Below are 17,451 nucleotides of genomic sequence, written 5' to 3'. Positions count from 1 at the left end.
TCACCCGAAAAGTTGCGACGGTCGAACTCGACCCGATCAGCGGATGAACGTTTTGACACCCCAGACGACCGCCAGGATGATCGCGAACAAGACCATGATCCAAAACGTCCAGACCGAGCGCTCGCGGCGGCGCTCGCGGTAAACGCCGAGATCGAGCCAATAGCGGCCGGGTTCGCTCTCTTGCACCACGCCCTGTGCGATCAATTGCTCGAGGTAACGCTTCTGCACCGGGAGGCGCGGCTCGAACTCGACGGCGCGGTCGCGGCTGAAGGCGTCGTTGTCGAAGAAGAGCTGATCGACCTCGCGTCGTGCTCTGGCGAGAATGGCAGCAGCGGCTGTGGCCATGGGATCAATCTTTCCTGCGTTAGCGCCGCCGCGACTGGTGGCGGATGTTTGGCGGCCGGCCGCGGCGTACCCGGTCGTTGCGACGGGGCGGTGGTGCCGTGCCATAGCTGCCTTCCGGCAATTCGAACCGCAGCGAGCCCGAAACCGGATTGGCCTCGGCGAGGCGCAAGGTCAGCCTCTGCCCGATGCGATACGCCTCGCCCGTTTCGTCGCCCACGAGCTGCTTGGCGCCCTCATCGTAGCGGAAATATTCGCGGCCCAAATCCTTCGCCAGCACCAGCCCGTCGCCGCCCAGATCCTCGACCGTGGCGAAGAAACCGAACGGCTGGACGCCGGTGATCCTGCACTCGACCAGCTGCCCGACCTGGTCGGCGAGATAGGCGGCGACATAGCGGTCGACGGTCTCGCGTTCGGCCTCCATCGCCCGTCGCTCGAGCATCGAGATCTGCTCGCCGATCTGCTCGAAGCGTTCCTCGTCGCCGGGCGGCAGCCCGCCCTCGCCGAGCCCGTAGGCTTTCACCAGCCCGCGGTGGACGAGGAGGTCGGCGTAGCGCCGGATCGGCGAGGTGAAATGCGCGTAGGTCGCCAGCGCCAGCCCGAAATGGCCGAGCCGCTCGGGCCCGTAGCGCGCCTGCATCTGCGTGCGCAGCAGCTGCTCCATGATCTCCTGGCGCCCGTCGCCGTCGCCGACCCGCTCGATGATGCGGTTGAAGGTGCCCGGCTTGACCACCTGGCCGAGCGCAAAGTCGAGTCCGAACGTCTTCAGATAATCTTTGAGCGCGACCAGCTTCTCGCGGCTCGGCGGCTCGTGCACCCGGTACATCGCCGGCGCTTTCTTCGCCTCCAGCGCCCGCGCCGCCGCGACGTTGGCGGCAATCATATAGTCCTCGACCAGCCGGTGCGCGTCGAGCCGGTCGCGCGGCGCGATCGACATGATCCGGCCCTTCTCGTCGAGCACCACCCGACGCTCGGGCAAATCGAGCTCGAGCGGGTCGCGTTTCTTCCGCGCCGCGAACAGCGCTCGCCAGCAACCCCACAGCGGCTTCAGCGCCGTTTCGACCAGCTCTTGCGGCACGCGCCCTTCGATTGGTGGCATCGAGCAAGGGGAAGAGGCGACTTCGACCTGCTCCTCGTCATCCAAGCCCCTCCCCTTGATGGGGAGGGGTTGGGGTGGGGTGATGTCGCCGGAAGAGTCGCGGCTGTCTCCACCGTCACCCCCACCCTGCCCTCCCCCATCAAGGGGGAGGGAGCGTGTCGCGGCATCCATCGCCGCCTGCGCGTCCTCATAGGCAATGTTCGCCGCGACCCGGATCGTGGCTCGGGTGAAGCGCCAGCTCCTCAGCTCCCCGTCCTTCGAAATCCTGAGGTGACAGGCCATCGCCGCCCGGTCCTGGCCGGCCTTCAGCGAGCAGATGTCCGCCGACAGCTCCTCGGGCAACATCGGCACCACTCGGTCAGGAAAATAGACGCTGTTGCCGCGCGCCCGCGCCTCGCGATCGAGCTCGCTTCCCGGCCGGACGTAGAAACTGACGTCGGCAATTGCGACGATTGCGTTCCAGCCGCCCTCGTCGTCCGCTTCCGCCCAGATCGCGTCGTCGTGGTCGCGCGCATCCTCGGGATCGATGGCGACGATCGGCAAGTGCGTCAGGTCCTCGCGCTCGCCCAGTGGCTGCCTCGAAACGCGATGCGCCTCGTCGATCGCTTCCTGCGCGAATTCGTGGCGCAGGCCATGCTTGTGGATCGCGATCAGTGAGAAGCTGCGCGGCGCGAACGGGTCGCCGAGCACGGCATCCACGCGAGCGGAAACCCGCGGCGGCCGGCCGCTGACTTCGCACAGCACGAGGTCCCCGACCTCTGCGTCCTTCAAGTCGCTGATGAACAGCTCGCGCCGCTCTTTCTTGTCGACCGGCGACAGCCAGAAGCGGTCGCCCTCGCGCCGGACCACGCCCAACGCAAGCTCCGCCGAGCGCGCCAGCTTCTTCATCGGATGGGCGATGAAGCGCTCGCCCTGCTGCTCGGTTCGAGACAGCACACGGTCGCCGATGCCGAGCGCACCTTTGCGGCCCCGCTCGACGATTCTCAGCTTCGGCGGCGGGGTCTCCGCATGCCATTGCTCCGGCACGGCCCAGGCGGTCCCGCTGTCGTCGACCTCGGTTACGCGCAGCACCGTGACCTTGGGCACACCGCCGGACTGGTGAAAGGCGCGGCCGGGCGATGCGTCGATCAAGCCCTCGTCGGCCATGTCCTTGAGCAGGCGCTTGAGGTCGATCTTGTCTTGCCCCGACAGCCCGAACGCCCGCGCGATCTCGCGCTTGCCCGCGGGCTGGTCGGACGAGGCGATGAAGTCGAGGATCTGCTTGCGGGTGGGCAGGCCCGTCGAGCGCTTGCCGGACTGATTGCGGGGAGGTCGGGACAAGCGAGGCGGCCGGGGAGGTCTCGGTGTTCGGGGCGGTCGGGCCATGTCTCGCCCTAAACGCGCCTACCGCAGCTGGCTATCCTTGCTTCCGCGGCGATTGATGGTCGAATGCGTGACCGCCTTATCGCGCGTCGTCTGGCAGGCGACGCACGTGCGCACTCCGGGCAGCGCATCGCGCCGCTTCTTCGGGATCGGCTCGCCGCAATCGTCGCATTCCTCGGCGCTGTGGCCGTGCGGCGTCAAAGCGCGAGCTCGAAGCACGGCATCCTTCACCGTATCCTCGATCTGCTGCTCAACCGCGCCGTCGCGCGTCCATCCGCCGGCCATGAGATGCCTCCTTTTCGTCATTGCGAGGAGCGAAGCGACGAAGCAATCCAGCGGCACCAACGTCTATCTGGATTGCTTCGCTCCGCTCGCAATGACGGCTACTTCTTCTCGTCCTTCGGCGGCGCGACATAAGGCTTGAACGCCCCGCCCGGAACCGCCGAGGCGACCGGGCTCTCGAACCCGTCCTTGCTCACCGACGAGACGCCGAACACCCAATCGTCGACGCGGATGTGATCCAGTGTGGCCTTGAAAGGCAAACACGTACCGTCGCCGGGCTTTTTCCTCCTCTCGTTCGTATCAAACATGCAAAGAGGGGTCGCGAAGAAATGGCCATTGTAGCTAGCTCGCTCCCAATTCGCAGCGTCGGTCCGCCTCATGTACATCCGGTAGTTTGTAGCGCCGCCGACGTCGGCCCAAGTCACCGTCGTATCCGTGCTGACCGCGCCCTCGACCTTCGGCTCGGGCGGCGGCGGGGCGCTGGCGATGGCGGCGAGCGCGGCGATGTTCAGCTTGGTCATCTTGGCGAGGTAAGCGAAATCGACATGGTCGATGGTGTCGCCGTAGCGCTTGCCGTTCTCGGTGCGCAGGTCCTGGTGCTGCCAATCGTAATTCTCGACCGCGACGCTGATCCGCGCCGCGGGAAAGCCGAGCTCGAGGAACGGGATATGGTCACCGCCGCGGCCGAAGCGGTCGGTCCGCCAGATCTGCCGCACGTCGAGCCCGATCCTCAGCCGGTCCGCGAGGCTGTCGAGGTAGCGCGAGATGTTGCGCGACGGGCTGTCGTTCTCACCGCCGAGGCTGTGCGTCGCCGCCGCAAGATCGTCCTGCCCCTGTGACCGCGGGCCTTCCGACAACACCCGCGCATGCGTCGAATCGCACACGCCATCCGAGGAGCAGCTGTTACCGATGATGTCGTTGTTGAGGACGGCGACGACGTTCCAGCCCTGCGCCTTCGCATAGGCCGCCAGCACCTTGCCGCCGTACAGCCCCTGCTCCTCGCCCATCAGGGTCGCGTAAACGATAGTGCCCGAGAACTTGTGCTTCGAGAGCACGCGCGCCGCCTCTAGCACGGCAGCAACGCCCGATCCGTCGTCGTTCGCGCCGGGAGCATCGGACGTCGCATTCATCGGATCGGTCACACGGCTGTCGATATGGCCCTGGATGATGACCACGTCGTTGGGCCGCTCGGTGCCGCGCTGGATCGCGAACACATCGGTGATCCTGGTCGGCGCGGGCAAGCGGTCGCCGGTGAATGTGTCGCTCGTCCGCGCCACGGCGAGGCAATTGCCGCACGCCGCAGAGGTTCGATTGAACTCCGCCTCCGCCCAGTTGAACGCCGCCCCGATGCCGCGCTTGGGGTCGGTCTGGGACGACAGCGTATGCCGTGTCCCGAAGCTGACGAGCGTTTCGATCGTCTGCCGTAGCCGCACCGGGCTGGCCGGAGCGATGATCGCGCGCAGCCTCGCATCGGGCGACGGCGGCGGAGCGGCGCCGATCAGCATAACCGACGAAAGGGCGAAAATGGTGCGTTTCATTCCTGCACTTCTGGCACCGCAGCGAGCGCACTTCCAGCGATTCGAAGCCGATGCTCGCGCCACAGGATGACCAGCCCGGCAGCCATGACGATCGGGGCGCCGACCCAGGTCCAGTGCGACGGTGCCTGGCCGAACAGCAACAGTCCCAGCAGGCTCGCCCACAACAAGGCCGAATAATCCATCGGCATCACGAGGGCGACCGGCGCCAGCCGCAGCGCGCCGGTCAGCGCGAGCTGCGCGATCCCTCCGGCAAGGCTCAATCCGGCGATCGCCGCGAAGGTCCCCGCGTCATGCGCATGCGCGACGAACGGCATGGCGAGACCGAGCGGAACCAGCGAGGTCAGGCCGAACCAGAACACCGTCGTCGCGACCGCCTCGGTGGCGCCCAAATGGCGGATGGCGATGGTTGCGCCGGCGGTGCTGACCACCGCCCCGAGCGCGACCAGCCCGCCGTAACCGCTGATATGACCGCTGCCGGGCTGGACGATCACCAGCACGCCTAGGAATCCGACGGTTACCGCGCCCCAGCGCCATTTGCCGGTCGGCTCGCGCAGTACCACCGCCGCCAGCAGAGTCGCGAAGATCGGCACCGAGAAGCCGATGGCCGTCGCTTCGGCCAGCGGCAGCAGCGTAACCATCAGGAAATTGAGCAGCATCGCGATGACGCCGATCGCCATCCGCAGCGCATGCGCGCCAAACCGCTTGGTCCGCAGCGATCCGAAGCCCGGGCCGAGTGCGACGAAGGTCGCTGCACAGACAACCGACCCGATCTGCCGGTAGAACAAGGTCTCGGCGACCCCAGCGCCGCGCTCGCCGACCCACTTCACGCCGGCGAACATCAGCGCCAGCGCCAGCGCGCTGATCAGCCGCAATCCCATCCCGAGCGCAACCCGAGGCTCCGCTGCACGCCCGGCGGGCTTGGCTCGCACCACCTCTAAAGCTGCCCGGCCATCGGACGGCGAACTGTGCTGGTAAGGGACCGAATTTGCTTCACTTTCTAAGGCGCCAGGGGACTGAAAAGGCCATCTCGTAAGCCACCAAATTGACTTGCAACCTAGGCTCGGCGAGCGACCCCGCGAGCAAGGGGGACGGTGCCATGTCGCCGCATAGTTCATACAAGAATCGCAATTGGTCGACGCAACCCGCCGCGGAGACGCTTCTTCGACAATTGCTCGATGAACGATTGGGGCGATGTCCGCCAGCGCGGCAATTCGGCACTGCCCTCCTCGCCGGCACCGGCGTCCGCCTGCGCGACATCCTCGACCACATGACCTTCGATGACGACCTGACCGTGGAGCGCATCGAGCGCGCCGGCTGGGTCGGCGCGGATGGGGTCTGGGAGCATCCCGGCGGTTATTTCCCCGCGTTCGTCCGCCGATCCGGCCCGCTGACCAGCTGGTTCCGGGTCGAGAATGCCGATCTGTTTGCCGCCCGGCACGGTCCTGACGCCCCGATCGAAGGCGTCCGATACGGCCCCGCGCGCCGCCTCGTCGCATTCACTTGCGACCAGATTGCATTCGGCGCGCTCGAGCGGGCCGGCCATTCGGGCTATGACATCCCGGCGATCGAGCCGGGTCGCATTCGCGCCGCGCGCATCCATCTCCAATCCTTCACCGCGCGGCGACGGCAATTCGACACCGTTGAGCAAGGGCTCGCCCACACCGAGACACTGGCCGAAGCTGCCGTCGCCGATCTAGGGGCGGATTGGGCATGCGACCTGTGGCTTCGCGCCGAGCGCAATTTCTGGATGTCGCGCTGCCGCGCCGGACGGCGGCAGAAGGAACGGCAGGACGCCCTTGGCATCGGCTGGGCGAACATCGACCACCACACCTATGACAGCTCCCGGCGCCACTATCGGCACACGATCCGCATCCTCGAAACGCTCGGCTATCAGCTGCGCGAAATGCTTTATGCCGGCGAGCTTGCGGGCTGGGGCAGCCAGGTGCTCGAACAGCCGACCCTCAAAAGCACCATCTTCGCCGACGTTGACCTCGCCCCCGAGGAGCTGGCGATCGACTTCGCGCATGAGGAGCTGCCCGAGCTGCCCCAGCCCAGGCGCGCGGGCGTCCTGTCATTCCTCCACGGGGAGTCGATTCTCGAAGCAGGACTCAATCACGTCGCCGGCCTGTACGATCGCCGGGTGTTGCAGGGTCATCTGCGCGCGGAAGGGATCGAGATGATGAGCCCCTTCTCCGACTTCGATCATCTCTACCAGGAGCTCACCCATGGCGATTGGGCAGCCGTCGATCCCCGGCGGGTGGATCAGCTCGAAGCCGACGGGCACCTGCCCGCCGACGAAGCCGAGCAGATCCGCCTCAACGGAGCGATCGTAGCGCACCTTGAGAATATTGAGCGGAACGACGGCTACAAGGGCTTCAATCGCGACGGGATCGACGGCGTTCTGCGCAAGCTCGACCCGCGTGCGTATGACGCGGCGGAGGTCGGCGCAGCTGCTCCATAAGCACTGCCAACGACTGGCAATGGCTCCCTTGCTCCGCTAGTGGACCAGCAATTCCAGACCATCGCAGTTCAGGACGCGCATCCATGCTCCGCAGCATCGACCATTTCATCGGCGGTTCCACCTTCGCTAGCGGCGAACGCCAGGGCGACGTGTTCGACCCCAACCAGGGCCAGGTCCAGGCCCGGGTCCGCTTCGGCACCGCTTCCGACCTCCAGAAGGCCGTCGACGCAGCCAAGGCTGCCCAGCCCGAATGGGCCGCGACCAACCCGCAGCGCCGCGCCCGCGTCATGTTCAAGTTCAAGGAGCTGGTCGAACGGAACATGGACGAGCTCGCGCACCTGCTGAGCAGCGAGCACGGCAAGGTCGTCGCCGATGCCCGCGGCGACGTTCAGCGCGGGCTCGAGGTGATCGAATATTGCTGCGGCATCCCGCAGGCGCTGAAAGGCGAATATACCGTCGGCGCGGGGCCGGGCATCGATGTCTATTCGATGCGCCAGCCGCTCGGCATCGGTGCCGGCATCACCCCGTTCAACTTCCCCGCGATGATCCCGATGTGGATGTTCGGCATGGCGATCGCCTGCGGCAACGCGTTCATCGTCAAGCCGTCCGAGCGCGACCCCAGCGTCCCCATCCGCCTTGCCGAGCTGATGACTGAAGCGGGCCTGCCCGACGGCATCCTAAACGTCGTTCATGGGGACAAGGAAATGGTCGACGCGATCCTCGACCATCCCGACATCGCTGCGATCAGCTTCGTTGGATCCTCGGACATCGCGCAATATATCTACTCGCGCGGCACCGCGAACGGGAAGCGGGTCCAAGCCTTCGGCGGCGCCAAGAACCACGGCATCGTCATGCCCGACGCCGACCTCGACCAGGTCGTCAACGATCTCGCCGGCGCCGCCTTCGGCTCGGCCGGCGAGCGGTGCATGGCTCTTCCGGTGGTCGTGCCGGTCGGCGACGACACCGCCGACGCGCTGCGCAAAAAGCTGATCCCGGCGATCGAGGGGCTGCGCGTCGGCGTCTCGACCGATCCCGAGGCGCATTACGGCCCGGTCGTCAGCAAGGCCCACAAGCAGCGGATCGAGACTTACATCCAGATGGGCATCGACGAGGGCGCCGAGCTGGTCGTCGACGGCCGCGGCTTCACGCTTCAGGGCCATGAGGAGGGCTTCTTCATCGGCCCGACCCTGTTCGACCACGTGAAGCCCGGCATGAAGACGTACAAGGACGAGATCTTCGGACCGGTCCTCCAGATGGTCCGCGCCGCCGATTTCGATGAAGCGGTGAAGCTCCCGTCGGAGCATGAATATGGCAACGGCGTCGCGATCTTCACCCGCAACGGCCACGCCGCGCGAGAATTCACGGCGCGCGTCAACGTCGGGATGGTCGGGATCAACGTGCCGATCCCGGTGCCCGTCAGCTATCACAGCTTCGGCGGGTGGAAGCGCTCGGGCTTCGGCGACATCGGCCAATACGGCCAGGAGGGCCTGCGCTTCTGGACCAAGAACAAGGTCGTGACCCAGCGCTGGCCGGACGGCGGCCCGCACGGCGAGAACGCATTCAACATCCCGACCTTCGGCTAAAGACGTGCGCTGGCTGATCGCGGCGCTGCTGCTGCTGTTGGCGGCGCCGGCAACCGCGGAGAAGCGCATCGCGCTGACGTTCGATGACGTGCCGCGCGACCGTGGCGCTTTCTTCACGCCCGACGAACGCACGATCCGGCTGATCGCCGGCCTCCATGAGGCGGGCGTCAGGCAAGCCGCTTTCTATATTGTGCCCGGACAAATCGGCCACGACGACGGCGCTGGCGGAGAGGAACGGATCAAGGCCTATGTCGCCGCCGGCCATGTCATCGCCGACCACAGCTTCACCCACCCGCACTTGAGCGGGATGACGGCCGCCGATTACCTCGCCGACGTCGACAAGGCCGAAGCCTGGTTGAAAGGCCGCGAAGGCCGGCGCCCGTGGTTCCGCTACCCGTTCCTGGACGAGGGCCAGGAGGACAAAGCCAAGCGGGACGCGGTCCGCGCCGGCCTCCAGGCGCGCGGACTCCACAACGGCTATGCGACGGTCGACGGCTCCGACTGGAACATCGAGTCACTGACCGCGGACGCGGTGAAAGCGGGCAAGAAGGTCGACATGGCCGGCCTTCGCGACCTTTATGTCAGCACGATGGTCGGCGCGGCCGATTTCGCCGATCAGCTCTCGCGCAAGACCTGGGGGCGCCAGCCGGCGCAGGTGATTGTCCTCCACGAAACCGACATTGCCGCACTGTTCATCGTCGATCTCGTTCGCGCCTTTCGCGCGGATGGATGGGCAATCATCACGGCCGACGAAGCCTATGCCGATCCCATCGCGAAGCTGGCGCCCGACGTGCCATCGGCCAACGGCACCCTGCTCGAGCTCGCCGCCTGGGAAAAGGGCGTCCCCAAGCCGCGCTGGTACGAGCGCAACGATATGACGCTCGCCAATCGCCTGTTTGCTGAGCGAGTGCTGCACGAAGCCCCGCAACCGCCAGCGCATTGAAGCTCGATTTGGCGCACTCTCGTTTTCGCGATAACGCTGCCAACCGTTCCGGCAACCGGGGGTGAACCATGATCCTGCTCGCCCTCGCGGCATCGGCGATGTGCGCAACGACCCTGATCGCTGGAGCACCGCACGAAAACCACATCATGTTCGACGGCATATCGCCGGATGGTAAGACGCTGGCGGTCGGCTGGGACCGCGGCAATGCCCCCAACGTAGAGCGCCGCGCCTACCTCCTCAATCTCCAGTCCGGTAAGCGTACCGACCTTGCCGCCCTCAATAACGCAGCGTCCTTTTCTCCCGACGGGCGTTTCCTTGTCTCCGCCAATTATGCCGCCGACCGTTCTCTTCGGACCGAGGTCGTCGAGCTCGATCGCCGCACGGGCAAGAGTCGCACGTTCGCGTCGGGTCCGTCCGGAGAATGGCTGGCCTCCTATTCGGCGGACGGCCGCTCGATCCTGTTCAACTCGACGCGGAGCGGGACATCCGATCTCTATCTGGCCGCCCGCGCCGACGGACATCTGAAGCAGCTGACGAGCGATCCTCGCTACGAGGCGCATGGCCATTTGTTCGATCGCGGTCGCAAGCTGCTCTTCCACCGTCAGACGGACGGCGACAATTACGATGTCGTCATTCGTGACTTGCCCACAGGCCACGAGAAGCTGATCGGTGCCACCCCCGCCGAAGAAGCCTACCCCGCTCTATCGCCCGACGGGCGTTGGCTGGCGTTCAGCGCGGTGCCAAGTCCAGGCGCGCAGCCCAATCTTTACATCATGCGAAGCGATGGCAGCGTTCGGCGGCGGCTGACCACCGGCCAAGCGAAGGACGCTTATGCTGCGTGGGCGCCAAACGGCCGTTCGATCTATTTCGTGCGCTTCGATCCCGACGGCTCGAAGATCTATCGCCTCGGTGTTCGCGGCGGCCGTTGCTCGAGCTAGATTGCTGGCTCCACATCGGCTTTCGGCGTAAGCGCCAGCCGATCGCCTCGGCGATCGGGGGGGTGAACCATGATCCTGTTAGCGCTTGCACTGGCCGCTCAGGCCCAATGGACCGGTCCGCGCACGATCGAATATCGCGGCCCGGGCAATTTCTGCGGCGGCGGGTACGCCATTTCCCTGGCTTCGGGCGATCGCGCGCTCGTGCTGCCCCAGGGCCAGGCGCCGCAGGCGACGCGGCTGGTCATCGGCGGCCGGGAAGTGAACATCCACACCGGCGCCCGGCCGGAGCCCGGGACCGTGGTCATGCACTATGGCGAGACCGCTTTGACCCAAACGGCCGACGGCGGAGGCATCACTTACATCGTGTCCGACCAGACGGCGTTCGCGCTTCGTCTGACCAGCGGCTCCTTCCACGGGTTCAAAGGCGACCGCTGGTTCTTCAGCCATGCCAATTTCACGGACCGCGCGGACGAAGGCGTCGATTGCCTCGCCGCAATCAGCAACTAGGCCGCGAAACAACTTTGCCGTGCGGAGTGTTGAGGCCGCATGTTTCGCGTCGCCGGCCCGATTCTCGCTTGCTCCCTGATGGCCGGGATCGTCGCTTGCAGCGGCCGCGACCCGGTCGCGGCAGAAGCCAATAACACCGCCGGACTTCCCCCGGGCAATGTCGATTCGCCCAGCCCCGATGGGGCGCCGCCCCAAAACGCGACGACTCCAGCCGGCGGCACATCTGCTCCATCGGCCGCGATTCCCGCCGCGCTTCAGGGCCGCTGGGGACTGACGCCCGGCGACTGCACCTCGACCATCGGCGACGCCAAGGGCCTGTTGATCGTCAACGCCACCGAGCTGCGCTTCTATGAGTCGCGCGCCGTGCCGGCGCGGGACATTCAGGCGGACGAGGATTCGATCAGCGGTAATTTCGACTTTACCGGAGAGGGGCAAACGTGGTCCAAGTTTGAATCGATCAAGCTTCAGGGACGCGATCTTGTCCGAACGGAAACCAATCCAACCGCGAGCTTCACCTATGCGAAATGCACTTAAGGTCCTGCCGGCGTTCCTCGCTCTCGCGGCGTTGGCCGGCTGCCACAAGCAGGCGCCGCAATCCGACCAGAACGTCGCCATCGATATCAATAATGTCTCGCCCAACGATATCGAAACGCTGCCGGCCGATGAAAGCAGTGAGACCCCATCGAACGAGCTCGCCAACGGCTTCGACACCGACAGTGACGTGAACGCGACCGGCAACGGCTACTGACCCCGGCAAAGGATTGCTTCGAAAGGAACCCGCGGGCTAGAGCGCCGGCGCGATGACGCAATTCGACCTCACCGACGACCAGCTCCAGATTCAGGAGATGGCGCGTAAGTTCACCGCCGACGCCATTTCCCCACACGCCGCCGAGTGGGACGAGAAGCACATTTTTCCACGCGACACGATCCGCGAGGCCGCGGAGCTGGGCTTCGGCGCGATCTACGTCAGCGAGGAAGCGGGCGGGATCGGTCTCGGCCGGCTCGAAGCCGCGCTCATCATGGAGGCGATGGCCTACGGCTGCCCGTCGACCAGCGCGTTCATCTCGATCCACAACATGGCCGCGTGGATGATCGACCGCTTCGGCTCCGCCGAGGTCAAGCAGAAATACCTGCCGTCGATGATCCCGATGGAGCGGATGGGGAGCTATTGTCTGACCGAGCCGTCCTCGGGCTCCGACGCTGCCGCGCTCAAGACCAAAGCGGTGCTCGATGGCGACCATTATGTCGTCTCCGGCTCCAAGGCATTCATCTCGGGCGGCGGCGAGAACGAGATCTATGTGACCATGGCGCGCACCGGCGAGGAAGGTCCCAAGGGCATCACCGCGCTGGTGGTCGAGAAGGACATGAAGGGAGTCAGCTTCGGCGCTCAGGAAAAGAAGCTCGGCTGGCACTCGCAACCGACCGCGCAAGTCAATTTCGACGAGGTCCGCGTCCCCGTCGCCAATCGCGTCGGTGCCGAGGGCGAAGGCTTCCGCATCGCCATGATGGGGCTCGACGGCGGCCGCCTCAACATCGGCGCCTGCTCGCTTGGAGGGGCGCAGCGCTGCCTCGACGAATCGATCAAATATACCAAGGACCGCAAGCAGTTCGGCAACCCGATCGCCGATTTCCAGGCGACCCAGTTCACGCTTGCCGACATGGAAACCGAGCTGCAGGCCGCCCGCTGTCTGCTCTATGTCGCCGCAGCGAAAGTCACCGCCAACGCACCCGACAAGACGCGCTTCGCTGCGATGGCCAAGCGCCTGGCGACCGACACCGGCTCGTCGGTGGTCGACCGCGCGCTTCAGCTGCACGGCGGCTATGGCTATCTGATGGATTATCCGATCGAACGCTTCTGGCGCGACCTTCGCGTTCATTCGATCCTCGAGGGCACCAACCAGATCATGCGCGTGATCGTCAGCCGCGATTTGCTGCGGCAGTAGGGTGATGAAGAAGGCCCCGCTCCCGTTTGATCCGTTCGCGCTTGCCCAGGCTGCCGGCGAAGCGGCGATCGGCCTTGCCGCTCGTCCCGCCGAGCTGCTCAACGTCCAGCTCGAAGCGGCGAAGCAGTGGAGCGACTTCTGGTCGGATGCGCTGGCTGGGAAACCGTCGGACAAGCCGCGCGATCGCCGTTTCTCGTCCGTCGAATGGCAGGACGACCCCTATTATCGCGCGATCCGCGATTCCTACCTGCTCGCCTCGCGCCAGCTGCGCGACGCGGTTGAACGCAGCGCCGGTGACAGCTCCAACGGCGCCATGGCGCGCTTTCTTCTCGACCAATATCTGAACGCGGTTGCGCCGACCAACTTCGCGACCACCAACCCGGAGGTCGTCAAGCGGGTCAAGGAGACCGGCGGCGCCAACCTCGTCCAGGGGTTTCTCAACCTCCTCGAGGACGTCGGCAGCGGCAAGGGCATTGTCCAGCGCCGGACCGACCCCAATGCATTCGAGAAGGGCAAGACCATCGCCGCCACCCCCGGCGCGGTCGTCTTCGAGAACGAGCTGTTCCAGCTCATTCAGTACACGCCCACCACCGACAAGGTCGCGGCCGAACCGCTGCTCTACGTTCCGCCGCTGGTGAACCGCTATTACATGATCGACCTCGTGCCGCGCCAAAGCCTGGTCAAATGGCTGGTCGACGAGGGCCGCACCGTGTTCGTGATCAGCTGGGTCAACCCCGGCCCCGAGCTCAAGAACAAGAACGTCGGCGACTATGTCCTGTCGGGCATCGTTGCGGCCGTTGAACAGGTCCGCAAGGCGACCGGCGCCGCGCCCGACCTGTTCTCTTTCTGCCTTGGCGGAACGCTGACCGCGATCGCCCTCGCCTGGCTCGCCGCCAAGGGCCGCGCCGACGAGGTCAATTCCGCGACCCTCATCGGTGCGCTGGTCGACTTTTCGGACATGCGCGACTGGTCGGCGTTCGTCCACGAGGCGCATCTTGGAGCGATCGAAGAGCACCTCGAAGCACAGGGCTTCGCCGACAGCCTCGAGCTGCAGCGGTTGTTCGCGGCGATGCGCGCCAACGACCTCATCTGGTCTTCCGTCGTGAACCATTATTTGCTCGACCGCCCTGCCCCGCCGTCTGACCTGCTCTATTGGTTCGAGGACGGCGCCCGCATCCCCGCGGCCTTCCTCAAGAGCTACAACCGCGAGCTGCTGCTCGAGAACCGGCTCAAGGAACCGGCGGGTTTCATGGTCGGCGACGTCGCCATCGACCTGGCGGCGATCACCACGCCGGTTCTCGTCATTGCGCTGAAAGACGATCACGTCTCGGCGTGGGAAGCCGTTTACGGCGGCGCGCGGCACCTCGGCGCCGATTTCATCCTCGGCGGCTCGGGCCACAACGCCGGCATCGTCAATCCGCCGAGCGCCAACAAGCACGGCTATTGGACCAACGCCGAGCAGCCGGAGAGCGCGACGAAGTGGCTCGACACCGCGACCCAGCACGAGGGTAGCTGGTGGCCGTGGTGGACCAAGTGGCTGGGCGATCATGGCAGCGGCAAGCAGGTCGCGCCGTGCCCGCCGCAGGATCCGATCGAGCCGGCCCCCGGCCGTTACGCGATGATGCCGTGATGGACGCGATGACCGCGACCCGGGACGTCATCACCGAGAAGGAGGGCATGGCCGGCCGCCTGCGCCTCAACCGGCCCAACGCGCTGCACAGCCTCAACCGGCAGATGGTCCGCGACATGGCGTCGGCGCTGCTCGAATGGCGTGACGACCCCGACGTCCGCATCATTCTCATCGATCACACCGAAGGCCGCGGCTTCTGCGCCGGCGGCGATGTCGTCGACATCGCGCTCAACGTCGACGGCCATGAAGCGGCGGCGCGTGCCTTCTTCTTCGACGAATATCGCCTCAACCACCTCGAATATACCTACCCCAAGCCGGGCGTCGCCTTCATGGACGGGATCACCATGGGCGGCGGCGTCGGGATCGCCTGCCCGTGCCGCTTCCGGGTCGCGACGGAGCACACCGTCCTCGCCATGCCGGAGACGACCATCGGCATTTTCCCGGACGTCGGCGGCGGCCGCTATCTGTCGCGCCTGCGCGGCCGCCTCGCGCAATATCTCGCGCTGACCGGCGACCGGTTGAACGGCGCCGAATGCCTCGGCCTCAGGCTCGCGACCCATTATCTCCCCTCCGACCGGCTCGAGGAGGCCAAGGAGCGGATTATCGCCCAGCCGTTCCGGACCGAAGCGATCCTCGACGAGCTCGGCGCCGAAGACGTGCCCGACGCTCCGATCCTCGGCCGTCTCAAGCAGATCGACCGATTGTTCGCCTCCGACCGGCTCGAGGAGATTCTGGATGCTCTCGACGCGGCGGCCGCGGAAGGCGACGGCTGGGCGGCGCGCGAAGCCGAGATCATCCGCGGCAAGTCGCCGATGGCCTGCAAGGTCAGCCTCAAGATGCTGGTCGAAAGCCCGTATCAGCTGCACTTCGTCGACGAGATGCGGATGGAATACGGCATCATGGTCCGGCTGATCCGCCATCCCGACTTCAAGGAGGGGGTCCGCGCGCGCCTCATCGACAAGGACAACAAGCCCAACTGGCATCCGACCAATCCCGCGGTGATTGGCGATGCCGACGTCGACAAATTCTTCGAGCCGCTGCCGCCGGAAGAGCAGTGGCGGCCGTTCGATTTCTGACGGAGCCAAAATGAGCGATTACGAAACCATCCTGGTCGAGCAGCGCGGCGCGGTGACCCTCGTCACGTTGAACCGTCCGCAGGCGCTGAACGCACTCAATTCCACCGTGCTTAGGGAATTGACCGAGGTGTTCGCTGCCTATGACGCCGACCCGGCCCAGCACTGCCTGGTGCTGACCGGCTCCGAAAAGGCGTTCGCCGCCGGCGCCGACATCAAGGAGATGCAGGGCCAGGGCTTCGCCGACATGTATTCGGCGAACTTCTTCGCCGGCTGGGAGCATGTCACCGCGACGCGCAAGCCGTGGATCGCCGCGGTCGCCGGCTATGCGCTCGGCGGCGGCTGCGAGGTCGCGATGATGGCGGACCTCATCATCGCCGCCGACAGCGCGAAGTTCGGCCAGCCGGAGATCAAGCTCGGCGTGACCCCCGGCATGGGCGGCTCGCAGCGCCTCACCCAGGCGGTGGGCAAGGCCAAGGCGATGGAGATGTGCCTGACCGGCCGGATGATGGACGCCGCCGAGGCTGAGCGTGCCGGCCTCGTGGCGAAAGTCGTCCCCGCCAACGAGCTCATGACCGAGACGATGAAGACCGCCGAGGCGATCGCCGCCATGCCGCCACTGGCCGCAATGGCGACCAAAGAAATGGTCAACGCCGCCCTTGAGCTTCCCCTGGCCCAGGGCATCCGCTTCGAGCGCCGCCTGTTCCACGGCCTGTTCGGCACCGAGGATCAGAAGGAAGGCATGGCCGCCTTCGTCGAGAAGCGGCCGGGGAATTGGAAGGGTCGATAGTCATGGCGCGGATCGCATTCATCGGCCTCGGCCACATGGGTGGCGGGATGGCGCCGAACCTCGCCAAGGCGGGGCATGAGGTCCACGCGTTCGACCTGGTTGCGGAAGCGGTCGCCAAGGCGTCGGAGGGCGGCTGCAGTGTCGCACCCTCGGCTGCCGAGGCGGTCAAGGACGCCGACGTCGTGATCACCATGCTTCCCGCCGCGCAGCACGTCCGCGCCGTCTATGAGAACGACGTCGCGCCCAACGCCAAGCCCGGCGCCCTGCTGATCGATTGCTCGACGATCGACGTCGCCTCCGCCCGCGAAGTGGGCGATGCGATGAAGGCGCGCGGCTTCGAGTTTGTCGATGCGCCGGTCTCGGGCGGGATCGCCGCGGCCGCTGGCGGCACCCTCACCTTCATGGTCGGCGGCACCGACGAGGCTTTCAAAAAGGCGCGTCCGATTCTCGAGCCCATGGCCAAGGCGGTCATCCACGCGGGCGATCTCGGCGCTGGCCAGGGCGCGAAGATCTGCAACAACATGATCCTCGGCGCGACCATGATCGTCACCTGCGAGGGGTTCGTACTCGCGCGAAAGCTCGGCCTCGACCCGCAGGTGTTCTTCGACATTTCGTCCAAGGCGTCGGGCCAGAGCTGGTCGATGACCAGCTACGCGCCCGTGCCAGGCGTGGGGCCGGACACGCCGGCGGACCACGATTACGAAGGCGGGTTCGCGGCGGCGCTGATGCTCAAGGACCTCAAGCTCGCGGCCGAGGCGGTGCGCAGCGTCGGCGGCTACGCGCCGATGGGCGGTGAGGCCGAGGAGCTGTTCCAGCGCTTCGTCGACCGCGGCGGTGGGGCGAAAGATTTCTCCGGCATCATCAAGATGATCGACGACAGCTGGAAGGTTCCGGAGGAGCAGAAGTAACCTATGCGCACTCGACTATTCGCCGCCGTTGCGGTCCTTACCCTAACCACCG

At 66.1% G+C, this 17,451-nt stretch carries 17 protein-coding genes; 12 read left to right on the top strand and 5 right to left on the bottom strand.

Annotation, left to right across the window (positions count from 1 at the left end):
- Positions 1-36 precede the first annotated feature (36 nt).
- From N539_RS0108980 to N539_RS16315, 5 genes are all read right to left on the bottom strand, one after another.
- Positions 37-345 (bottom strand): hypothetical protein, encoded by a 309-nt coding sequence (locus N539_RS0108980; RefSeq protein WP_028969992.1) that lies wholly within the window; start codon positions 343-345, stop codon positions 37-39.
- A gap of 19 nt (positions 346-364) precedes the next feature.
- Entirely contained in the window at positions 365-2,806 is a 2,442-nt protein-coding gene (locus N539_RS0108975) for an RNB domain-containing ribonuclease (protein ID WP_081774294.1), read from the bottom strand.
- Between the two features lie 18 nt (positions 2,807-2,824).
- A complete protein-coding gene (locus N539_RS0108970) occupies positions 2,825-3,088 on the bottom strand; it encodes a DksA/TraR family C4-type zinc finger protein (protein WP_028969990.1) in 264 nt (87 codons plus the stop codon).
- A 98-nt stretch (positions 3,089-3,186) separates the two neighbouring features.
- On the bottom strand, positions 3,187-4,623 hold the full coding sequence (locus N539_RS0108965; RefSeq protein WP_028969989.1) for a M20/M25/M40 family metallo-hydrolase: 1,437 nt from the start codon (positions 4,621-4,623) through the stop codon (positions 3,187-3,189).
- Positions 4,620-5,501, bottom strand: a complete 882-nt coding sequence (locus N539_RS16315; protein ID WP_037552717.1) for a DMT family transporter — start codon at positions 5,499-5,501, stop codon at positions 4,620-4,622. The genes N539_RS0108965 and N539_RS16315 overlap by 4 nt, the downstream gene beginning before the upstream one ends.
- Positions 5,502-5,719: 218 nt before the next feature.
- On the opposite strand from N539_RS16315, the gene N539_RS16310 reads away from it, so the two are divergent.
- The 12 genes from N539_RS16310 to mmsB all read left to right on the top strand — a co-directional run bounded on the left by N539_RS16310 (position 5,720) and on the right by mmsB (position 17,399).
- Complete coding sequence (locus tag N539_RS16310) at positions 5,720-7,084, top strand: hypothetical protein (RefSeq protein ID WP_156029855.1); 1,365 nt, start codon at positions 5,720-5,722, stop codon at positions 7,082-7,084.
- Between the two features lie 83 nt (positions 7,085-7,167).
- Positions 7,168-8,667, top strand: a complete 1,500-nt coding sequence (locus tag N539_RS0108950) for a CoA-acylating methylmalonate-semialdehyde dehydrogenase (RefSeq protein ID WP_028969988.1) — start codon at positions 7,168-7,170, stop codon at positions 8,665-8,667.
- Between the two features lie 4 nt (positions 8,668-8,671).
- Positions 8,672-9,610, top strand: a complete 939-nt coding sequence (locus N539_RS0108945) for a polysaccharide deacetylase family protein (RefSeq protein ID WP_051531679.1) — start codon at positions 8,672-8,674, stop codon at positions 9,608-9,610.
- A gap of 68 nt (positions 9,611-9,678) precedes the next feature.
- Positions 9,679-10,548 (top strand): TolB family protein, encoded by an 870-nt coding sequence (locus N539_RS0108940; RefSeq protein WP_028969986.1) that lies wholly within the window; start codon positions 9,679-9,681, stop codon positions 10,546-10,548.
- 69 nt (positions 10,549-10,617) lie between these two features.
- The gene (locus N539_RS0108935; RefSeq protein WP_028969985.1) at positions 10,618-11,055 is read left to right on the top strand and encodes a hypothetical protein; all 438 of its coding nucleotides are present in this window, start codon (positions 10,618-10,620) and stop codon (positions 11,053-11,055) included.
- A 39-nt stretch (positions 11,056-11,094) separates the two neighbouring features.
- Positions 11,095-11,589, top strand: a complete 495-nt coding sequence (locus N539_RS17780; protein WP_051531678.1) for a hypothetical protein — start codon at positions 11,095-11,097, stop codon at positions 11,587-11,589.
- Positions 11,573-11,803 carry a hypothetical protein gene (locus N539_RS0108925; RefSeq protein WP_028969984.1) on the top strand — a complete coding sequence of 77 codons (231 nt, stop codon included), beginning with the start codon at positions 11,573-11,575 and terminating at the stop codon, positions 11,801-11,803. Before N539_RS17780 ends, N539_RS0108925 begins: the two co-directional genes overlap by 17 nt.
- A 52-nt stretch (positions 11,804-11,855) precedes the next feature.
- A complete protein-coding gene (locus N539_RS0108920; protein ID WP_028969983.1) occupies positions 11,856-12,998 on the top strand; it encodes an acyl-CoA dehydrogenase family protein in 1,143 nt (380 codons plus the stop codon).
- Positions 12,999-13,002: 4 nt separating this feature from the next.
- Positions 13,003-14,628 carry a PHA/PHB synthase family protein gene (locus tag N539_RS16300; protein ID WP_156029854.1) on the top strand — a complete coding sequence of 542 codons (1,626 nt, stop codon included), beginning with the start codon at positions 13,003-13,005 and terminating at the stop codon, positions 14,626-14,628.
- Between the two features lie 8 nt (positions 14,629-14,636).
- Positions 14,637-15,704 (top strand): enoyl-CoA hydratase/isomerase family protein, encoded by a 1,068-nt coding sequence (locus N539_RS0108910; protein WP_028969982.1) that lies wholly within the window; start codon positions 14,637-14,639, stop codon positions 15,702-15,704.
- A 10-nt stretch (positions 15,705-15,714) separates the two neighbouring features.
- Positions 15,715-16,491 carry an enoyl-CoA hydratase gene (locus tag N539_RS0108905; protein ID WP_028969981.1) on the top strand — a complete coding sequence of 259 codons (777 nt, stop codon included), beginning with the start codon at positions 15,715-15,717 and terminating at the stop codon, positions 16,489-16,491.
- 2 nt (positions 16,492-16,493) lie between these two features.
- Positions 16,494-17,399 carry a 3-hydroxyisobutyrate dehydrogenase gene (gene mmsB, locus N539_RS0108900; RefSeq protein WP_028969980.1) on the top strand — a complete coding sequence of 302 codons (906 nt, stop codon included), beginning with the start codon at positions 16,494-16,496 and terminating at the stop codon, positions 17,397-17,399.
- The last annotated feature ends 52 nt before the right edge of the window (positions 17,400-17,451 follow it).

The organism is Sphingomonas sp. URHD0057 (genome assembly GCF_000620665.1).
In the GTDB taxonomy this organism is placed as follows: Bacteria; Pseudomonadota; Alphaproteobacteria; order Sphingomonadales; family Sphingomonadaceae; genus Sphingomicrobium.
The sequence above is the reverse complement of the archived record's forward strand: the minus strand, read 5'-3'. Positions and strand labels throughout refer to the sequence as shown.

What these genes read in the sequence shown, in the direction of transcription:
- N539_RS0108980 (WP_028969992.1), bottom strand. Translation starts at nt 345, where the DNA reads ATGGCCACAGCCGCTGCTGCCATTCTCGCCAGAGCACGACGCGAGGTC.
- N539_RS0108975 (WP_081774294.1), bottom strand. Translation starts at nt 2,806, where the DNA reads ATGGCCCGACCGCCCCGAACACCGAGACCTCCCCGGCCGCCTCGCTTG.
- N539_RS0108970 (WP_028969990.1), bottom strand. Translation starts at nt 3,088, where the DNA reads ATGGCCGGCGGATGGACGCGCGACGGCGCGGTTGAGCAGCAGATCGAG.
- N539_RS0108965 (WP_028969989.1), bottom strand. Translation starts at nt 4,623, where the DNA reads ATGAAACGCACCATTTTCGCCCTTTCGTCGGTTATGCTGATCGGCGCC.
- N539_RS16315 (WP_037552717.1), bottom strand. Translation starts at nt 5,501, where the DNA reads ATGGGATTGCGGCTGATCAGCGCGCTGGCGCTGGCGCTGATGTTCGCC.
- N539_RS16310 (WP_156029855.1), top strand. Translation starts at nt 5,720, where the DNA reads ATGTCGCCGCATAGTTCATACAAGAATCGCAATTGGTCGACGCAACCC.
- N539_RS0108950 (WP_028969988.1), top strand. Translation starts at nt 7,168, where the DNA reads ATGCTCCGCAGCATCGACCATTTCATCGGCGGTTCCACCTTCGCTAGC.
- N539_RS0108940 (WP_028969986.1), top strand. Translation starts at nt 9,679, where the DNA reads ATGATCCTGCTCGCCCTCGCGGCATCGGCGATGTGCGCAACGACCCTG.
- N539_RS0108935 (WP_028969985.1), top strand. Translation starts at nt 10,618, where the DNA reads ATGATCCTGTTAGCGCTTGCACTGGCCGCTCAGGCCCAATGGACCGGT.
- N539_RS17780 (WP_051531678.1), top strand. Translation starts at nt 11,095, where the DNA reads ATGTTTCGCGTCGCCGGCCCGATTCTCGCTTGCTCCCTGATGGCCGGG.
- N539_RS0108925 (WP_028969984.1), top strand. Translation starts at nt 11,573, where the DNA reads ATGCGAAATGCACTTAAGGTCCTGCCGGCGTTCCTCGCTCTCGCGGCG.
- N539_RS0108920 (WP_028969983.1), top strand. Translation starts at nt 11,856, where the DNA reads ATGACGCAATTCGACCTCACCGACGACCAGCTCCAGATTCAGGAGATG.
- N539_RS16300 (WP_156029854.1), top strand. Translation starts at nt 13,003, where the DNA reads ATGAAGAAGGCCCCGCTCCCGTTTGATCCGTTCGCGCTTGCCCAGGCT.
- N539_RS0108910 (WP_028969982.1), top strand. Translation starts at nt 14,637, where the DNA reads ATGACCGCGACCCGGGACGTCATCACCGAGAAGGAGGGCATGGCCGGC.
- N539_RS0108905 (WP_028969981.1), top strand. Translation starts at nt 15,715, where the DNA reads ATGAGCGATTACGAAACCATCCTGGTCGAGCAGCGCGGCGCGGTGACC.
- mmsB (WP_028969980.1), top strand. Translation starts at nt 16,494, where the DNA reads ATGGCGCGGATCGCATTCATCGGCCTCGGCCACATGGGTGGCGGGATG.